Raw genomic sequence first — 16,474 nt, forward strand, 5'->3', positions numbered from 1 at the left:
CGCGTGGAGACGTGCGAAGACGTCTCCAGCTCACGGATGAAGCACACAGCCCGGCCCTTGGAAACGGCTTGGAGGTGGCTGTGGGCAGGAGATGTCCCGAGTTCCTCTGAGTCGCGTGACCTCAGGACCTGGGCGTTCGTGCCGTCGCGCCGGATTCTTCGGGTGTCGATGAGGCGGATTCCAGCCGGAGCCGGTGCGGGACTTGGAGATCACTGCAGCGGATCCTGGCTGCTCACCAGCGCCGCGTAGTGACCGTCCAGCGCCAGCAGCTCCCCGTGCCGGCCGTACTCGGCGATCTTGCCGTTGTTGACCACCACGATGTGGTCCGCGCCGCGGACCGTGCTCAGTCGGTGAGCGATGACGATGCGGGTCTGGGTCAGCCGGGAGAGATTGGCGTCGATCGCGGCCTCCGTCACCGTGTCCAGGTGGCTGGTGGCCTCGTCCAGGAGCAGCACGCGGGGCCGGTTCAGCAGCGCGCGGGCCAGGGCGATCCGCTGGCGCTGGCCGCCCGAGAGGCCGCCGCCCTCCGACAGCATGGTCTCGTACCCCATGGGCATGGCCGAGATGTCGTCGTGGATGCAGGCCATGCGCGCGGCGAAGACGGCCTCCTCCAGGGTGGCGTCGGGCCGGTTCAGGCAGATGTTCTCGCGGATGCTGCCCGAGAACAGCGCGGGCTCCTGGGTGACGACGCCGAAGTGGTGCCGCAGCGACGCGCGATCCAGGCAGGCCAGTGGCCGACCGTCGTAGCGGATCGTCCCTGTGGACGGCTCGTAGAGCCCCAGCAGGACGCGTGCCAGGGTGCTCTTGCCCGAGCCCGACCTGCCCACGAGCGCGACCTTCTCTCCGGCTCGTACGCGCAGCGAGATCTCGTGCAGCGTCCACGGCGACTGCGCGTCGTAGCGGAAGGAGACCCGGTCCAGCTCGATCTGGCCGTCCAGTTCGGTGACCGTGATCTGGCCGCGCGGTTCCGGCGTGGATTCCATGATGTCCCTCAGCCGCTCGACGTGGGTTCTGACGGTCTGGAGCGTCTGGCCCGCCGACAGCAGCGAGGAGATGGGTGCGAGCGCGGCGCCTGCCAGCCCGACCAGCGCCAGCGTCGCCCCCAGTTCGCCGTCGCCGCCGAGGACCTGCCAGCTTCCCGCCCACAGCAGACCGGCGGGCGCCAGGAAGCGGATGCTCTCGAGGACCGAGTTCACCCCGTTCTCGGTGACGCGCACGCGGGAGTCGGCGTTGAGGTAGGAGACGAACAACCGGGCCCAGGCGTGCGCGGCCTGGCGCTCGGCGCCGGACGCCTTCAGCGTCTCCATGCCGCCGATGGCCTCCATCAACCGCCCCTGGGCATCGGCCTGCGCGGCCAGCTCGCGTTGGGTGAGATCGCCGATGCGGCGCTTGGTAAGCAGCACGACCAGCGCCTGGATCAGGGCGAACGCCACCAGGCAGCCGCCCAGCGCCGGGGCCTGGACGGTCACCAGGACCAGGTATCCGAGTGCCAGCGGCCCATCCAGCAGCGCCGCTGTGACCTGGCCGGTGATCAGCGTACGGAGCACGCTCACGCTCGCGGTGCGCTGGATCAGGTCGCTGGTGCCGCGGTGCACGAAATAGCGGTACGGCAGGCTGAACAACTGCTGTATCACCTGGGTGGTGAGCAGCCCGTCCACGCGTATGCGCAGGTTGAGCAGGACGGTGGAGCGTAAGTAGCCGAGTGTCAGATGGATCAGGCCGAGTATCGCCAGTCCCACCCCGAGCACGACCAGCAGCCGGTCGGCGTGCACAGGGAGCACGGCGTCGATCAGCACCTTGGTGAACCCCTGCACCGCCAGTCCGGCAAGCTGCAGGAGCGCGGAGATGGCCAGGATCTGCACGAGGAGTCCCCGCTGCCTGAGCAGCATGGTCGTGAGGAAGGACGTCAGCCAGGGCGCCGCGCCGGGGTTTCCCGGCCGGAACCGCTCCGTTGGCGCGAAGGTGAGGGCCACGCCGGTGAAGCCGGCGTCGAACTCCTCGTGGGTCAGCCTGCGCCGGCCGGCCGCCGGGTCGGCGATGCTCACCGACGTCGCCGTCCACGCTTCAAGCACCACGAAGTGCCGGAACTCCCAGTGGACGATCGCGGGCAGCGGGATCTTCGCGAGATCCTCCGGCTCGAGGGAGAACGCCTTGGCCTCCAGGCCGTACTGCCGCGCGGTCTTGACGATGGCGAGCGCGGACAGGCCGTCCCTGCCGACTCCCGCGAGATCGCCGATCTCCCGGACCGTGGTCGGCCTGCCGTACCAGCTCAAGATCATGGCCAGGCAGGCGGCGCCGCATTCGGCCAGCCCGCTCTGCAGCCGCAGGGGAACGCGTCTTCTCATCGGAGTCTTCGCATCAGTGATCGACAAGAAGTTGTTCCAGAACAGTGCTGGAGCCTGTCTCCAGGACGAGGTCTCCCACCGCCGGGAACGTGACGGCCGACGGGCAGCTCACGACGATCTTCCGGCTCCGGCCCGGAAGGACCGCGCAGGTGAGATCGGTGTCGGCCACCCTGAGTACGGCACGCGCCCCAGGCGTGACCCGGGGCCGGCCCTCCGGCAGCTCCGCCACGGCTCGGCCGTCGCGGAGCGTGGCGGGGACGCGCAGGTGCCCGGGAACGGGCAGTACGGCCAGCTCTGCCAGCACCACGGCGAGTACGGCCGCGGTCGCCCAGAAGGCGGCGAGCTCCCGGCGCGACGCCATCCAGAGCCGCTCGCGCCTGACGCTCCCCTGCGACAGCCGCCGCAAGGCGCTCTCGCGAAACATCACGGGTGTCCCCCGAGCGCTCAACGTTGACTCCTTCCGCCCGGAAACATCCGCATGGATCATGCCCATCGCGACTTGTGGATGACTTGTACCGAGCCTGGACGGGCGCGTCCCGGCCACCGCATGACCACAGCCAGGACCGAGGCGCAGGGCTCGGGGGCGAACTCCTCGACGTTGGGGCATCTCCACGGTTCCCGCGTCAAGACGGGGCAAGGCGGTCGGATGCGACAACTTTGGGCGAAGAATCTTCATCTAACGCGCCGTGGACGCACTGAGCGCGGGGGATCCGCAGCGCATCGGGGATTACTGGCTGGCTGGACGCCTTGGTTCGGGCGGCCAGGGAGTCGTGTACGAGGCCTACGACCCCGAGGGACACAGGGTCGCCATCAAGGTGCTGCACGCGTCGGACGACGGCGGCAGCCGTGAGCGCTTCGCCAAGGAGGCCACCGCGGCCGGTCGGGTGGCCTCGTTCTGCACGGCCCGGGTGCTCGCCACCGACCTGGAGGGAAGCAAGCCGTACATCGTCTCGGAGTACGTGGCGGGGCCGAGCCTGCGCAAGGCCGTGAGCGAGGGCCGCAGGTTCACCGAGGACGACCTCCACCGGCTGGCAGCGGCGATCGCCACCGCGTTGACCGCGATCCACGACGCGGGCGTCATCCACCGCGACCTGAAGCCGGACAACGTGCTGCTCGGCCCGGACGGCCCGCGCGTGATCGACTTCGGCATCGCCCGCACCCTGGACATGTCGCTGACGAGGACGGGCGAGGTCTCGGGCACGCCCAGCTACATGGCGCCCGAGGTGTTCATGGGGCAGCGCGCGGGGGCGCCCGCCGACGTGTTCGCGTGGGGTGCCGTCATCGTGTTCGCCGCCACGGGGCAGGATCCGTTCAAGGCGGACAACCTGGGCGGCGTGATGCACCAGGTGCTGTCCTCGGCACCGGATCTGCGGGCGTTACCGCCGCGGCTGGCCCAGCTGGTGGCGGCCGCGATGGCGAAGGATCCCGCCGCCAGGCCCACGGCACGCGACCTGCTGCTCGCGCTGGTCAGCGGCAACGCCGCCGACACCAGGGCCCTGCTGGACGCGGGCAGCCGCTCGGCGCAGGGCGTGCACGGGCCCGACCAGGGTGATCCGGCGCTCGGCACGATCGCGGAGGACGCCTACGCGGCACTCGCGCCGGAGGAGCGCGACCTGGCCGCCGAGGTGTTCCTGCGGATGGTGACCGTGGACGAGGACGGGTACGAGAACGGGCGGTGGGCCTCGCGCGAGGAGCTGTACGGCGGGCGCCCAGAGCGTGAGGCGGCGGCGGTCGAGCGGATCCTGCGGGCGTTCTCGTACGTGGTGACCACGAAGGACACCTCGGTCGCCCTGTCCAGGCCCGCGCTGCTGAGGGCCTGGCCGCGGCTGCGCATGTGGGTGGACGCCGACCGCGACGGCCTGGCCGTACTGGGCCAGATCTCCGCGGCGGCACGGCGCTGGTCCGACAACGGCAGGCGGGACGGCGACCTGCTCCAGGGCAGCCGCCTGGAGCAGGCGCTCGGCTGGGCGGCGACCGGTCGCCGTCACGTGACGCTCACCCCCGCCGAGCGGGACTTCCTGCGGGCAGGCACCGAGCTGACCAGGAAGCGGACCCGCCGCAGGACGCTGACCACGATCGCGCTGGCCGGGCTGCTGGTCGTGGCCATGGTCGCCGGAGGGCTGGCCGTCTATCAGCGGCAGCAGGCCGCCGAACAGCGCGACATCCTCACCGCCAAGCAGGTGGCGGCGGAGGCCGACCGGATGCGCACGACCGACCCGGTCAAGGCGATGCTGCTGAGCGTGGCCGCCTGGCGGGTCTCACCGCAGTCGGAGGCCCGATCCAGTCTCATCGCCTCCCTGCAGCAGCAGGAGACGGCGGTCTTCCGCGATCCCCTGGTCAAGGGCATTGCCCACCGTGCCCTCAGTTCGGACGGCCGCACACTCGTCAGCGTCAGCGAGGCCGGCGTGAACGTCTACGACGTCCGCACCGGCAAGCGCACCGGTGGCTGGGCCGGGCTGAGGATGAAGGACGGGACTCCCCAGGAGCCGGCGCTCAACAAGAGCGGTCGCCTGCTCGCCCTGATCATCGGTTCGGAGCTCGGCGTCTGGGACCTCGCCTCGGGCAGGCAACTGGTGCGGCGCTCCCTGTCGGAACGCGGCCAGTTCGGCGTGACGTGGGGTGAGCACGAGTCGATCCTCACCGTGATGTACCAAGGCGACATCGTCTACCTGTTGGACGTGGCGACCGGCAAGCAGTTCGGCAAGGCTCTCTACGCGGAAGGCGGCACGATGCCGTGGCAGGCTCCGCTCGTCGATCCGACAGGCGAACACCTGCTGCTGGCGGGTGGCCGCTTCGACGAGCTGGCGCTGCCGGGCTGGACCCCTGAGCGGCGCCTGGCGCCCTGCCGCATGCACCGGGACGTGGCGGCCTTCACCCCGGACGGCAAGACCGTCGCCTGCGCGGCCGCCACGATCGCGCTCGTCGACGCGGCGACCGGCCGCGAGCACAAACGGGGCGATGACGACTGGGCCTGCGACATCTGCTCGAAGTCCACGGCCCGGCTGCGCTTCAGCCAGGACGGCGACTACCTGGCCGCCTTCGCCGAACGCGAGCTGCGCGTGTGGAAGGTCGCCGACCGGCAGCAGATCCTCACCTACCGGGCCGAGGACGAGCTGACCGACGTTCGCTTCGACGCCGACGGCAGGACCCTGCGCTACCTGTACGACAACATGGTCATCAGCCTCGACCTGGCGCCGAGAGCCGGCGCCACCCATGTCCGGAAGGGAGTGGCGAAACTCAGTCCCGAAGGACGGTGGGCGGCGATGGAGGATCCCGACCAGAACCGCCTCGGGCTCTGGGACCTGCGGGCCAGCAAGGAGGTGGCGACCTTCCCGCTCGGCGAATTCGGGGCATGGGGATTCGACCGGACCGGCACACGCATGCTCGTCGCCGACATCACGAGCGTGCGGCTGATCGACCTCGCGACACGCAAGAAGCTCTGGCAGATCTCCACGCCCCACACCGACACGAACAACCCCGAGCGTGCCGACTTCAGCCAGGACGGCAAGACGATCACACTCACGCTCCAGCCGTCCACCCAGGAGGGCGACTTCCGGCTCCTCGTGCTGGACACCGCCGGCGGGCGCCTCGTGCGCACCTTCAGCTCGCGGATCGACGGCGGGCCGTACACGCCGGACGGGCGCCTCGCCTCGACTTTCGGCAGGTTCATCGACCCCACCGCCGGCAAGCCGGTCGACGCGGCCTTCGATGTCGTACGCGGCGCCTCGGCGGTGGCCGTCAGCGGCCAGGGGCGGCTGGCGTTCAGCGCCGGTCCGGCCGGCCGCATCGCGATGTGGACGGTCAAGGGCCCGGACCTGCTCACGCCGGTCCTGCGCGGGACGACGGGTGAGATCGAGGAACTGGCCTTCTCCCCGAAGGGCGATCTGCTCGCCAGCGTGACCAGGGAGGGCATCCTCCAGATCTGGGACGTCAACACCATGCGGCGGCTCGGCGGCGCGTTCAACCTGCACGGCTCCCAGATCACCTCGCTCGCCTTCAGCCCGGACGACTCCACCGTCTACGCCGCCGACTGGGGTTCCGTCTACAAGATCCCGATCGGTGCCGAGCGGATCGTCCAGGACGTGTGCCGCCGCGCCGGGCACCCGCTCTCCCCGGCCGACTGGGCCGCCTTCCTCAAGGACGTGCCCTACCGCGACATCTGCCCGGCCGGGCAGCCCTAGCGGGGCGGCCTTTCCTGCCCGACTCATGACACCCAGGAGCGGGCCCCTCTTTTCCATGCACGAGGGTCCCGCCTCGTTCCGTCAGCCCGTCAGGAAGAACGGCGCTTCGCCGACCCACTCCTCGCTCAGCCTCACTCCTGTGGCGAGCTCGACAGCCGTCAGAGCGGCAGCCCGCCAGCTTTCCCCCTTCTTCCACTCGAAAAGAGGAAGGACCGCCTGCACCTGCGGCCACCACCCCCAACCAGGCAGCCCCCTCGCCTCTTCGGCGTACATGGCGTTGAAGGAGAGCACCATCTCCCCGTCGGCGGCGAAGCCCACGGAATTGGTGCCGTTGACGTTCCAGTAGGCGCTGTAAGCTCGTCCACCCACGCTCAGGCGGGGAAGCACCGGCGGATAGACGCCCTGAAAACCGTTGTACTCGAAGAGCGCGACATGCCGATCCGAACGATCGACGAGCATCGCCCAGGGCGCGTCATCCGACAGATCCATGAACACCTCCTCATGCTCGAAGGTGTCCGTCTCGTGGACCTCGTAGTGTCCCGTCTCACTCACCCGTTTACCGAGCTCCGCGAGGCTTGACGGAGACCCGTCGTGGGGCACGAGCACCGTCCAGCAGATGGCCTCTCCCATCCAGCTGTCATCGAGCAACCGCCGGTAGTGCAGGTACGCCTCACGCGCCATCCGCTCATCGACCACGCTTGACCTCCATCGACCCAGGGCGAGGAAAGATCATCCCAAGCAGGGCCGACAGAAGCGCAGCCGCTGCTTCTCCTCAGCCCGCCACTCGAGGCTCAACCTCGCTCCCGTGGTCAGCTCGATCGTCGCCGGCGCCGCCGCTCGCCGGCTCTTGCCCGGTACACCTCAGCGCCCACAGGCCGGCCATCGCTCATGTCTGGCCGTTCTCCTTACGTCGAGGTGGGACCAGGGTTCGGCCCGTTGATCATCGGTTCGGGTCCGGCTAAGGTCGAGGGATTTGTCGGCTAGATCTCCCTGGAGTCACGCGTGCGCCGCTATCGTTTCGGCCGGCTCGCCGGGCTGGTCGCCGGCGGCTACGTGGCCACGGTCGTCGTGCTCGGGGTCATCGCGATGGCCGGAGGCGACAGCGGGGTCCTTGTGTGGGCCGCGGCGCTGCGGTGGGTGAGGGGGCCGGTCACCCTCCAATGGTGGGAGGCGCTGTACCTGATCTTCCTCGGCGGGGTACAGGGCTGGATGCTGTGGCAGATTCTCCGCGGACGGGTGTCGGGAGAGAGGTCCCGAAACGAAGAGGCCGTCCGCCGGCTGCGGCTGGCGCTCTATCTCAACGCCGCCTCCTCCCTGATCTTCCGGGTGGTGCCTTCGCCGTGGTGGGTGGATCTCCTCGACGGCATCGCGTGGCTGGCGCTCGTCTTGCTGTTCCCTCGCGTGCTGATCCGTACCTCCCGCGCGCTGCGCGTCACCGCGCTGGTGGTGGGGGCGTTCATCGGTGTGCGCGCGATCGGTGGGACCGTAGCCGACGCGTTCGACCTCCGTCTCGCCGAGAGGATCCTCTCCTTCGGCCTGCTGGGCGGTCTGCCGTGGATCCTGTGGATGGTGCTGATTCTGGCGGCCCAGGCGAAGGACGGCAGGTGGGGAAGGACCACCGTATGGGTGGGAGCCGCCTCCGTGACGCTGCCGCACCTCCTGGTACCCATGCTTGGCAACCCGTTCATGTACCTGGCCGACGGCGGGAACGGCTTCGGGCTGATCTCTGGTCTCTACTCCACCGCGGGCTTGCTCGGGCCGGTCTGGCAGGCTCGTTCCGCCCACGATCTCGCCAGTCCGCCCGCGCGGGCCGTACTCGAAAAGGATGGTCCGGTCCGAGCGCCGTCCCGCTGGTGGCCGCCGGCGGTGGTGGCCGTCGCGCTCCCGGCGGTTCCAGCGGTCGTGAACCTGGCTCGGGGTGTACCGCGCTGGATCGGCCCAAGAGGCGTGATCGCGTCATACTTCGAGACGAACGCGGGCTTCTACGGACCGTCCGTGCTGTGGACGGCCTTCGACGTCCTCATCGGGGTGGGCGGCCTCGCCGCCCTGGTGCTCGTCGCGGTGGTGAGGAGGACCCGCCGCCTGGTGCGAGCCACGGTCTCCGCCCTGTTCCTGGCCGCTGTGGTCGGGGTCGTCAGCAGGTTCACCCCCTCGCGGCCCGCGGAGGACAGCGCCGAATCCTGGTCCATCCACCCCGACGCGCAGCCCGACTTCCTCCGCCTCTTCACCTGGGACGGCGCGACCTTCTCCGGCATCTCGCCGTTGTGGTACAGCATCGCCTTCGTCGCGGCCGCCCTCCTCCTGATGTTCCTCTACGGCGGCAGCCCGGCGGACCGCTCCCCGTTCCAGATCGTCGTGACGGCGGTCGCGTCGGTCGCGGCGCTTTGCTTCGTCCCGGCGGCGGACCAGGCGCCCGGCCAGATCACCACGGAGCGGGAGTGCCAGCGGTCGCGCGACGGCCGCGGGCTGTCCGGCGAACGGAGCTTCGTCTGCGCAGTGCGCGAGTCGACCGTGCTGAAGGTCGCGAAGAACGCTCCCGACCCTTTCGTGGTCGCCTACGGTCACCGGCTGTGCGGCATCTACACCCGCAACGACCCGCAGGAGCTCGCGCAGGTTCGGCGTACGGACGGTGTCGAGGTCCGCTCGCTGACCTACTCTCTGGCCGGGATCTGCCCGAGCGCCGCCGCGGTCGTCAAGGCGGAGGGAGAGCGGGAGGACCGCGAGATGCGGGAGTGGGAGGCGACGCAGCAGCGCATCTGCGACGAGTCGCCCCGCCACCGGCCGCTGACCAAGCCGGTGGCGGCCATCGTCCAGCCGGAGCCCGTGTGGACCGACTACGGCAACCTGGAAGCCTTCGATCCGGAGATCACCGAGGACCCCTACGAGGCCACTGCGACCCATGAGGACGAGCTGGTAAGGGGTAGATATCAACTTCAGTGCGCAATCGTCACAGGTGATTCATACCTGCCGTAGTGGACGCCTCTGCCTTGATCGTCGTCTCTGTTCGTCGGAGAATCGGTGATCGAGGAAAGGGGCGCGGGTGTAGCCGTTGTCCGGCATCCGTTCCGTGCCCACGATCGACACCGCGATGACCCACGCCCGCCGCCGCCTCCGCCGCGAGCAGGTTGCCCGTGGAGGTCTCGAAGAACTTCACCTGACCATGCAGGGCATCGGCTTCACCGACGAGATCGAGGACATCGACACCATCGCCGAAGCCATCCAGGCCCGCCTCATCGAGCCGTACGCCAAGGCTCTCGCTCGGCCGCCGCCTCCGGGGTGACCGTAACCATCCAGCAGGTCCAGCTCGTCACCCTTGGACATGATCACCGGGCCTACAGTGGGACGCGTCGCGCGCTCTCTTCCTGTGACTGTCGCTCACCGGAGCTCTTGGGCTCTGATTCCGTGCGGACTCCGATCCAGATATTAAGATCACCCGAAATTCGCCTACATACAGAATAAGCGACACTCCGGTTGCAGGACCTGAGTGATCGATGTTGAAATACGTTACCGGGATCAGTCAGTGCACTCTGTTCGGATGCGGAGTACCTCACGGTGAGTCAACCAGCGCGATTACCCGCCCCACAGATGCGTCTTTTCACCCCTGGCCGTCGCCTGGGCTGGGTATTTCGTGACCCACGTCTACTCGTGGAGCCGTTCCGGGAACCTGAGCCACGCCCTAATCCGCTTCCGCCGCATGTCCTTCATGAGCGGCATCTCGCAGAGATGGCGTACAAGCAGCAGACAGGCCTGGCCGTCAAGCTCTTTGGGGCAATCTCGCTGGTTCTGTTGTTGATGAGCGGCTGCACCGCCGGAATTCCCCGGGTCGGCCCCCCGACAGCCATCATCTTCCTCGTGCTGGCGCTCTCGGCGATCCTGCCCGGGGTACTCATGTGGTCGTCGGCCGATAAGAAGCGGGACGCGGCTGTACGGCTGATGGAGGAGGCAGAGCGCTTCCATGCTCACGAGCACGCCCGCGTCCATGCGGCTTGGATGCAGCGCAAGGCCGAGCATGACCACGCCCAGGCGGTACGGCTGGCGCGGGCCGACGAGTGGGGCTCGGCCCAGGCACGGGCCACCCAGCGGCTGGATGTGTTCGGCGGTGGCCTGTGGGGTTGGGAGGCGCTGCTCACCGTGCACGGCGCCTCGGTACTGGCCGACCAGCCTCTCCTGGTGGTCGATCTGTCCCGGGAGGTCGTCTGCGGGGAACTGGTCGGCTTGGCTCGCGGGCTGGGGATGCGCGTGCACAGCGAGGCGCTGCCTGCCCAGCTCGCCGAGTCGGCGCTGTGTGAGGGTCTGGACGTCGGCCAGTTGATCGACGTGATCGTGGAGTCGATCCACGGCGGCGGGGAGAACCAGGTTGCCACGTCCCGCTCTGAGCGCAGCATGGACCGTCGTGTCATCACCGCACTGGCCGGAGCCCTGGGCGACACGGTGACCATGGCAAGGCTGACCGAGGGGCTGCGGGTGCTGCTGGATGAGGAACCCGAGTTGCGGGCCTTGACCATGCGAGAGCACGACGAGATCGCCCACCGGCTGTTCTCCGCAGACTACCGGGCTCAGATCCGCCCCGCGCTGACCAGGATCGAGTCCTACCTGCATCCGATCCGCACCCTGGGCGCCAGCCGGTTCTCACCGACTGGCCAGGCTGCGCTGACCTGCATCGCTATCAATGACACCGGGCGAGGGCCGGGCACCGAGTTGCTCACCGATCTGATCGTGCAGTGGCTGACGCACCGGATCGCCACCCCCGCAGGCCCGGCGCCGGCGGTGTTCGTTGTGGGGGCGGACGAACTGGCCAGGCAACCACCTGGAACGCCTGTCCGACACCTGCGAGCGCCGCCATGTGCCGCTGACGCTGCTGTTCCGCCATCTGCGGGAGACCTCGCTGGGCATGATCGGCGGCGGCGCGGTCGCGTTCATGCGGCTGGGCAACCACGAGGAGGCCACCCGCGCGGCCGACTTCATCGGCCGTCAGCACCGGTTTGTGCTGTCCACGCTGACCCACACGCTGGGGGGCAACCAGACCCACACCGAAACCGAGACCACCGGCCAGTCCGACACCGATGGCAGCAGCACGTCCGGCAGCTTCGCCAGCGGCGGGTTCTCCAGCGGGAGCAACCGGTCGGTAAGCCGGAACTGGTCCAGCGCCCGCTCCTTCGCCGACGGCAGCAACTGGTCGGATGCCAGCGCCCAGCAGCGGGTCTACGAGTACGCGGTGGAGCCGACCACGCTGCAGAGCCTGCCGGATTACGCGCTGCTCCTGGCAGAGCCCGGTGTCGGACAGGGTCTGCGGGTCACCTCGGCGGACTGCAATCCCGCGATCGTCACCCTGCCGAAGGTGAGCACCGAGCCGCTGCCCGATCTGCGGGTGCCGCAGCCGGCCCAGCCTCAGCTCCCGCAGTCTGCACCCAGCATGGGTGCAACGCCGTGGGGGTCGGGCTCTCACCTCCCGCAGTCCAGACCGGAGCAGGGCCCAGTTTCCCGGGGCTGGCGATGAGGCGGGCGCGCTGCTCGAGGCGCGCATGAGCGCCGACGACCCCAGCGCAGAGGAGACCGGCACCGCCGTCGAAGTGCCTGATCATGGTTCAGGCCAGCCATCCACGCAGGGGCCAGCCGACTCGGTGGAGGAAAACCAGCCGGACCCGAGCCACGAGGAGCTTCGGGAACTAGCCGATCAGCAGGAAGCCGAGTTGGTCGCGAATGACAACGAGAGCGCCGAGGCTGCGTACCACGCTGCGGACATGCTCCACGCGGAGCCTGACGGATCAGCCCTCAGCGAAGATCGCGATCCCACTCACGCGGAGCTGAAGGAGCTCGCCGAGCAGCAAGACGACGAACTAGCCACTGAGACCGCGACGGATGAGGATGCCGCAGGGCAACCGACCGGCCCGCCCGCAGAGAACTCATGCGTGGAGGATGAGCCACGCCAGGCCGTCACCGACGACCAAGAACCGGCGTATGAGCATCTCGACGCAGGTGGCGACGAGCGAGATGCTGTCCCGGCCGCCGAGGCCGGACCCGACAGCGGCGATCCGGAGAGCCGGGTCGAGGGGAACGGGACGGAGGGCCAACCCTCAGTCGGGGCCATCCACGAAGAGCCTCAGGCGGTCACGGCGCACGAGGAGATCGGCCTCGACGAACAGGCCGAAGGAGATGTGGAGCAGCCCTTCGAGTCCGACCTCCCCTCGGACGGACAAGCGCAGGAGCCAGGCCCTGATGATGATCCGACCTACGAAGAGCTTCGGGCGCTCGCCGAACACCAGGACGCTGAACTGGCCCGCGATGGCGAGGACCTCGCGAGCCCGGATTCGTCTGATTGGGCCGAACGAGTCCCCCGCTTCGAGCAGGCTTGGCGAGAGCATGAGGCACGCTGGCCCCAGAAGTTGCAAGCTGTCGAGGCTGATCGCACGGGCGATGAGCCGGGCTCCTGGCGTGGCGACGGCGGGCAGTATCTGAACGCCGAGGAGAACATCGTCACCGGCCACCACTACGACCGCGTGGCCGACGCCCGGCCCAAGGTGACCGATGCGATCACAGAAATCAGGCCTGACGTCCCAGGTGCTGAGTTGGTCGGACTGGAATACCAACTCAAAGGCGCGGACCGTTACAAGGAGAAGGTGGCGGAAGGCCTGGCGCTCGGAGCCGAACGAACAGTCGAGCAGGTGACGGCGAAGATTCCAGACGCTCTTCGATACACGTACCAGTTCCACCACAACGACTACGTGGACGGGTACCGGGAAGTCTGCCAGCGTCTGGAAGAGCGCGGCTATGAGCTGGAGTTCAGCCGGAACTCATGGAGCAACGCCGAGTACAAAGGGATCAACAGCCGATGGAGAACTCCGGACGGCCAGATGTTTGAGGTCCAGTTCCACGCACCCGAGAGCTTCCAGGCTAAGCAGCTCACGCACGGCGCTTACGAGCGCCAGCGCAATCCACGCACAACCCACGGGGAGACGGAAGAATTGCGCGCCTTCCAGGCTGAGGTCTCCAGCAGAATTCCTGTTCCCGAGCACGTCGACGAGGTTCCGGACTACCGAAAGAAGAGGAGCTAAAGCTATGGTCGGGAAGATCACGTACTACGCGGTGATCGACGACACCATCTCGTCAGAACGACCTGTGGGCTTGGTCCGACGCCGAGCGATCGACGACACCGATGGCGGCGGTTTTCGTGATGAAGGTCTCCACAAGGACATGGAGTGGCATCACACCCCAGTTATTGTCGAATGGGAGCATGCCAATTTTGCTGACGAGCTCGAAGAGGTGAGCGAGGAGGCAGCTCAGCAGATCATTGAGGATCTGCGCGAGCGCTGGAGCGCGCTGAGTTGACCCTGATGGCGGCTGCCTCCGGCTCGTTGTGGGACTCTCTGCAGGCGATCCCCGCGTTTCGGGTGCTGGAGATCCCGAGACCTGAGTCGGATCTTGATTATCAGCGCAACCAGGAGCGTCTCGACGGGCGTCCACTCCGGATGGCCTCGCTCGTGCAATCCTTCCACGCAGCAGACCAACAAGGTGGCGCCCTCGGCATGGGCTGGTTCCGAACGGAGCCATGCGGGCCGGTGGAGATCGTGGTCGGCGGCTCGGGGCTGATCGCCGACGAAGGCTCAGAAGGCTCGGTCTCCTTACGGTTGCCTGTCGGCGCTCGTGGCCACGTCGTTGCCGGCGGATTCCACGCCTCATTAGATCGCTTGCCGTACTGGTGTCGCATCGCAGGAAAACGGGACGCGCTACTCCTGCGTGAGAGCACCGAACGGCAAGTTAGAAGAGCATCGATGGAGGATGGGCTACTGGCAGTGTGGGGCAGGCCTTTCGGCTGGCTGATGCTGGCCGAACCCGTGTCCGATGACGTCCTCGAAGAGATGACCATGAAGGTTGCGCTGGAGCAGCGCAGTGCCCAGGCACGCGGCGAGAAGTCACCATCCTCAGCGGTGGAGACAGAGCGACTCCGCGACCGCTACCGGGAGTTGGCCCAGGCACAGTCGACGGGACTGTGGCGTATTCATCTGCTGGCGGGCGGCACCAGCGCCACTGACGCCCGTCAGGTGGCGGGGCTGGTGTGCGAGTCGATGGATACCGAGGGTCTACCCTATGTGCTCAGGCCCCTGCTACGTCCCGGCACCGCATCCCAAGCAATCAAGAGCGTGGAGGACGGCTCGCCCTTCGCCGCCGGGACCGAACTGGTCGCCGCCCTCACCTGCCCACCCGAGCAGGAGATCCCAGGCATCCGGCACGTCCTTACGCCGATCTTCGATGTCACCAGCGAGAACACGGAGAAAGGCCTCGGACTCGGCGTGGTGCTGGACCGGCAGCGCAACCCGGCTGGCCCCTTGCTCCTGCCCTTCGCCAGTCTGAACCGGCACACCTTCGTCTGCGGCGCCACCGGCGGCGGCAAGTCCAACACCATCCGCGGACTGCTGGAGGCCGCCACGACCCACAACATCCCGTGGCTGGTCATGGAACCCGCCAAGGCCGAGTACACGGCGATGGCCGCCCGGCTCCCCCTCCACGAGGTGATCGTGATCCGCCCCGGCCAGGCAGACGCCGTCGCCGCGGGCCTCAACCCCCTGGAGCCGGCCGCCGGGTTCCCCTTGCAGACCCACGCCGACCTGCTGCGCGCCCTGTTCCTCGCCGCGTTCTCCGCCGAGGAGCCCTTCCCCCAGGTGCTCTCGGCCGCGCTGGCCCGCTGCTACCAAGAGCTCGGCTGGGACCTGGCGCTGGGCGAACCGCGCACGCCGGGCGTGCAGCCCCGCTACCCCAACTTGGAAGACCTTCAACGCACCGCCGAACAGGTCGTCGCCGACATCGGCTATGGACGGGAGATCACCGACAACGTCCGCGGTTTCATCCGGGTCCGCCTGGCCTCCCTGCGGCATCTTACGGTCATCGAAGAGGCCCACCGGGCTCCTGCGCCGCAGCGAAGGCCAGCAGGGCGCGGCGGCCCACGCGGTGGAGATGTTCGCCTCCCTGCTGGCCGAGATCCGCGCCTACGGCGAGGGGCTGGTCATCGCCGAGCAGATCCCCGCCAAGCTCGTCCCGGACGTCATCAAGAACACCGCCATCAAGATCGTCCACCAGCTGCCCGCGGCCGACGACCGCGACGCCGTCGGGGCGACTATGAACCTCACCGACGCCCAGTCGGCCTACATCGTGACCCTCCCGCCCGGCGAGGCCGCCGTGTTTACCACAGGCATGGACTTCCCGCTGCTGGTCCGCATGCCCGACGGCTCGTCGCGAGAGCAGGCCCCTTCCTGTACGGCAAGCGCCGCCGAGATCGTCGCCTCCCGCAGCCGGACCTGCCCGAGCGAGTGCGCCGAGGCTCCCTGCACCCTGCGGCAGACAGCGACCGCCCGGCGCGTCCTGGAGGATGAGCCGAGGCTGGTGGTGTGGGCCGAGCTGTCCGTCCTGGCGCACCTGACCGGCCAGAACATGCCGGTGCCTGCCCGCGAGCTGCTCAAGTTCGTGCGGGCGATGAACAAACGACAGCTCGACTGTGCCCTCGCTCATGCCGTGGACGACGCCGTGGTGGCGCGGTCGGCGGCGATGGCCAGGACCATCAGCCCGGCGGCCCTGGCTGGGCACGTGATCGACGCGATAAGGGCGCGCGTCGCGGGGGAATGGCTGTGCGCGGAGCACGAGCCGGAGTGGCAGGCGCCGGGAGGGAACCCGAGGTGGGACCCCACACCCGCCATGCTGACCGCCTTCGGCGATCCCGCGACCGATGTAGAGCTGGCCGACGCGCTCACGTCCGCCCTGGCTGAGTTCCTCCCCTGCCGCTGGCCACTGCGCCTGATCGCCAAATGATCTTCTTGGTTCTGACGGGGAGATTCGACGAGGGGGACGAGTCCACTCACCGCAGCCCGGTACGGCTTTGGTTGGGGTAGCCGCCGCAGCCACAGTCTGCCCTGACTGTACAACACGCCGATTCGCTTATGTGGTCCTGGTCAGTTCTGA

11 protein-coding genes and 1 pseudogene are annotated in these 16,474 nt (G+C 68.5%); 8 read left to right on the forward strand and 4 right to left on the reverse strand.

Features of this window, described 5'->3' with window-relative positions; translation table 11 throughout:
* Positions 1-209: 209 nt before the first annotated feature.
* The gene (locus ACWEVS_RS33565) at positions 210-2,345 is read right to left on the reverse strand and encodes a peptidase domain-containing ABC transporter (RefSeq protein WP_452554707.1); all 2,136 of its coding nucleotides are present in this window, start codon (positions 2,343-2,345) and stop codon (positions 210-212) included.
* A 13-nt stretch (positions 2,346-2,358) separates the two neighbouring features.
* Positions 2,359-2,769: a hypothetical protein gene (locus tag ACWEVS_RS33570; RefSeq protein WP_452554709.1), complete on the reverse strand. Its 411-nt coding sequence runs from the start codon at positions 2,767-2,769 to the stop codon at positions 2,359-2,361.
* Positions 2,770-3,031: 262 nt separating this feature from the next.
* Here ACWEVS_RS33570 and ACWEVS_RS33575 point away from each other — a divergent pair, with 262 nt between their 5' ends.
* On the forward strand, positions 3,032-6,526 hold the full coding sequence (locus tag ACWEVS_RS33575) for a protein kinase domain-containing protein (protein WP_452554711.1): 3,495 nt from the start codon (positions 3,032-3,034) through the stop codon (positions 6,524-6,526).
* An 81-nt stretch (positions 6,527-6,607) separates the two neighbouring features.
* On the opposite strand, the gene ACWEVS_RS33580 is transcribed toward ACWEVS_RS33575, so the two are convergent.
* Positions 6,608-7,222 carry a DUF6461 domain-containing protein gene (locus tag ACWEVS_RS33580; protein ID WP_452554713.1) on the reverse strand — a complete coding sequence of 205 codons (615 nt, stop codon included), beginning with the start codon at positions 7,220-7,222 and terminating at the stop codon, positions 6,608-6,610.
* Positions 7,223-7,528: 306 nt separating this feature from the next.
* Here ACWEVS_RS33580 and ACWEVS_RS33585 point away from each other — a divergent pair, with 306 nt between their 5' ends.
* Positions 7,529-9,499 (forward strand): hypothetical protein, encoded by a 1,971-nt coding sequence (locus tag ACWEVS_RS33585; RefSeq protein ID WP_452554715.1) that lies wholly within the window; start codon positions 7,529-7,531, stop codon positions 9,497-9,499.
* A gap of 94 nt (positions 9,500-9,593) precedes the next feature.
* Positions 9,594-9,806: a hypothetical protein gene (locus ACWEVS_RS33590; protein ID WP_452554717.1), complete on the forward strand. Its 213-nt coding sequence runs from the start codon at positions 9,594-9,596 to the stop codon at positions 9,804-9,806.
* Between the two features lie 359 nt (positions 9,807-10,165).
* Here the strand turns inward: ACWEVS_RS33590 and ACWEVS_RS33595 are convergent, their stop codons facing one another.
* Complete coding sequence (locus tag ACWEVS_RS33595; protein ID WP_452554719.1) at positions 10,166-11,056, reverse strand: hypothetical protein; 891 nt, start codon at positions 11,054-11,056, stop codon at positions 10,166-10,168.
* Between the two features lie 313 nt (positions 11,057-11,369).
* On the opposite strand from ACWEVS_RS33595, the gene ACWEVS_RS33600 reads away from it, so the two are divergent.
* The 5 genes and pseudogenes from ACWEVS_RS33600 (at position 11,370) to ACWEVS_RS33620 (ending at position 16,324) form a co-directional block, all read left to right on the forward strand.
* Positions 11,370-12,023: a hypothetical protein gene (locus tag ACWEVS_RS33600; RefSeq protein WP_452554720.1), complete on the forward strand. Its 654-nt coding sequence runs from the start codon at positions 11,370-11,372 to the stop codon at positions 12,021-12,023.
* A gap of 25 nt (positions 12,024-12,048) precedes the next feature.
* The gene (locus tag ACWEVS_RS33605; RefSeq protein ID WP_452554722.1) at positions 12,049-13,578 is read left to right on the forward strand and encodes a hypothetical protein; all 1,530 of its coding nucleotides are present in this window, start codon (positions 12,049-12,051) and stop codon (positions 13,576-13,578) included.
* Positions 13,579-13,582: 4 nt separating this feature from the next.
* The gene (locus ACWEVS_RS33610; RefSeq protein WP_452554724.1) at positions 13,583-13,852 is read left to right on the forward strand and encodes a hypothetical protein; all 270 of its coding nucleotides are present in this window, start codon (positions 13,583-13,585) and stop codon (positions 13,850-13,852) included.
* A 737-nt stretch (positions 13,853-14,589) separates the two neighbouring features.
* A pseudogene (locus ACWEVS_RS33615) lies at positions 14,590-15,162 on the forward strand (helicase HerA domain-containing protein); the annotation flags it as partial.
* Positions 15,163-15,475: 313 nt separating this feature from the next.
* A complete protein-coding gene (locus tag ACWEVS_RS33620) occupies positions 15,476-16,324 on the forward strand; it encodes a hypothetical protein (RefSeq protein ID WP_452554797.1) in 849 nt (282 codons plus the stop codon).
* The last annotated feature ends 150 nt before the right edge of the window (positions 16,325-16,474 follow it).

Source organism: Nonomuraea sp. NPDC003754, assembly GCF_053605785.1.

Bases quoted from the DNA above. Each gene is read 5' to 3' on its own strand.
- ACWEVS_RS33610 (WP_452554724.1), top strand. From the start codon at position 13,583: ATGGTCGGGAAGATCACGTACTACGCGGTGATCGACGACACCATCTCG.
- ACWEVS_RS33620 (WP_452554797.1), top strand. From the start codon at position 15,476: ATGTTCGCCTCCCTGCTGGCCGAGATCCGCGCCTACGGCGAGGGGCTG.
- ACWEVS_RS33570 (WP_452554709.1), bottom strand. From the start codon at position 2,769: ATGTTTCGCGAGAGCGCCTTGCGGCGGCTGTCGCAGGGGAGCGTCAGG.
- ACWEVS_RS33605 (WP_452554722.1), top strand. From the start codon at position 12,049: ATGAGCGCCGACGACCCCAGCGCAGAGGAGACCGGCACCGCCGTCGAA.
- ACWEVS_RS33565 (WP_452554707.1), bottom strand. From the start codon at position 2,345: ATGAGAAGACGCGTTCCCCTGCGGCTGCAGAGCGGGCTGGCCGAATGC.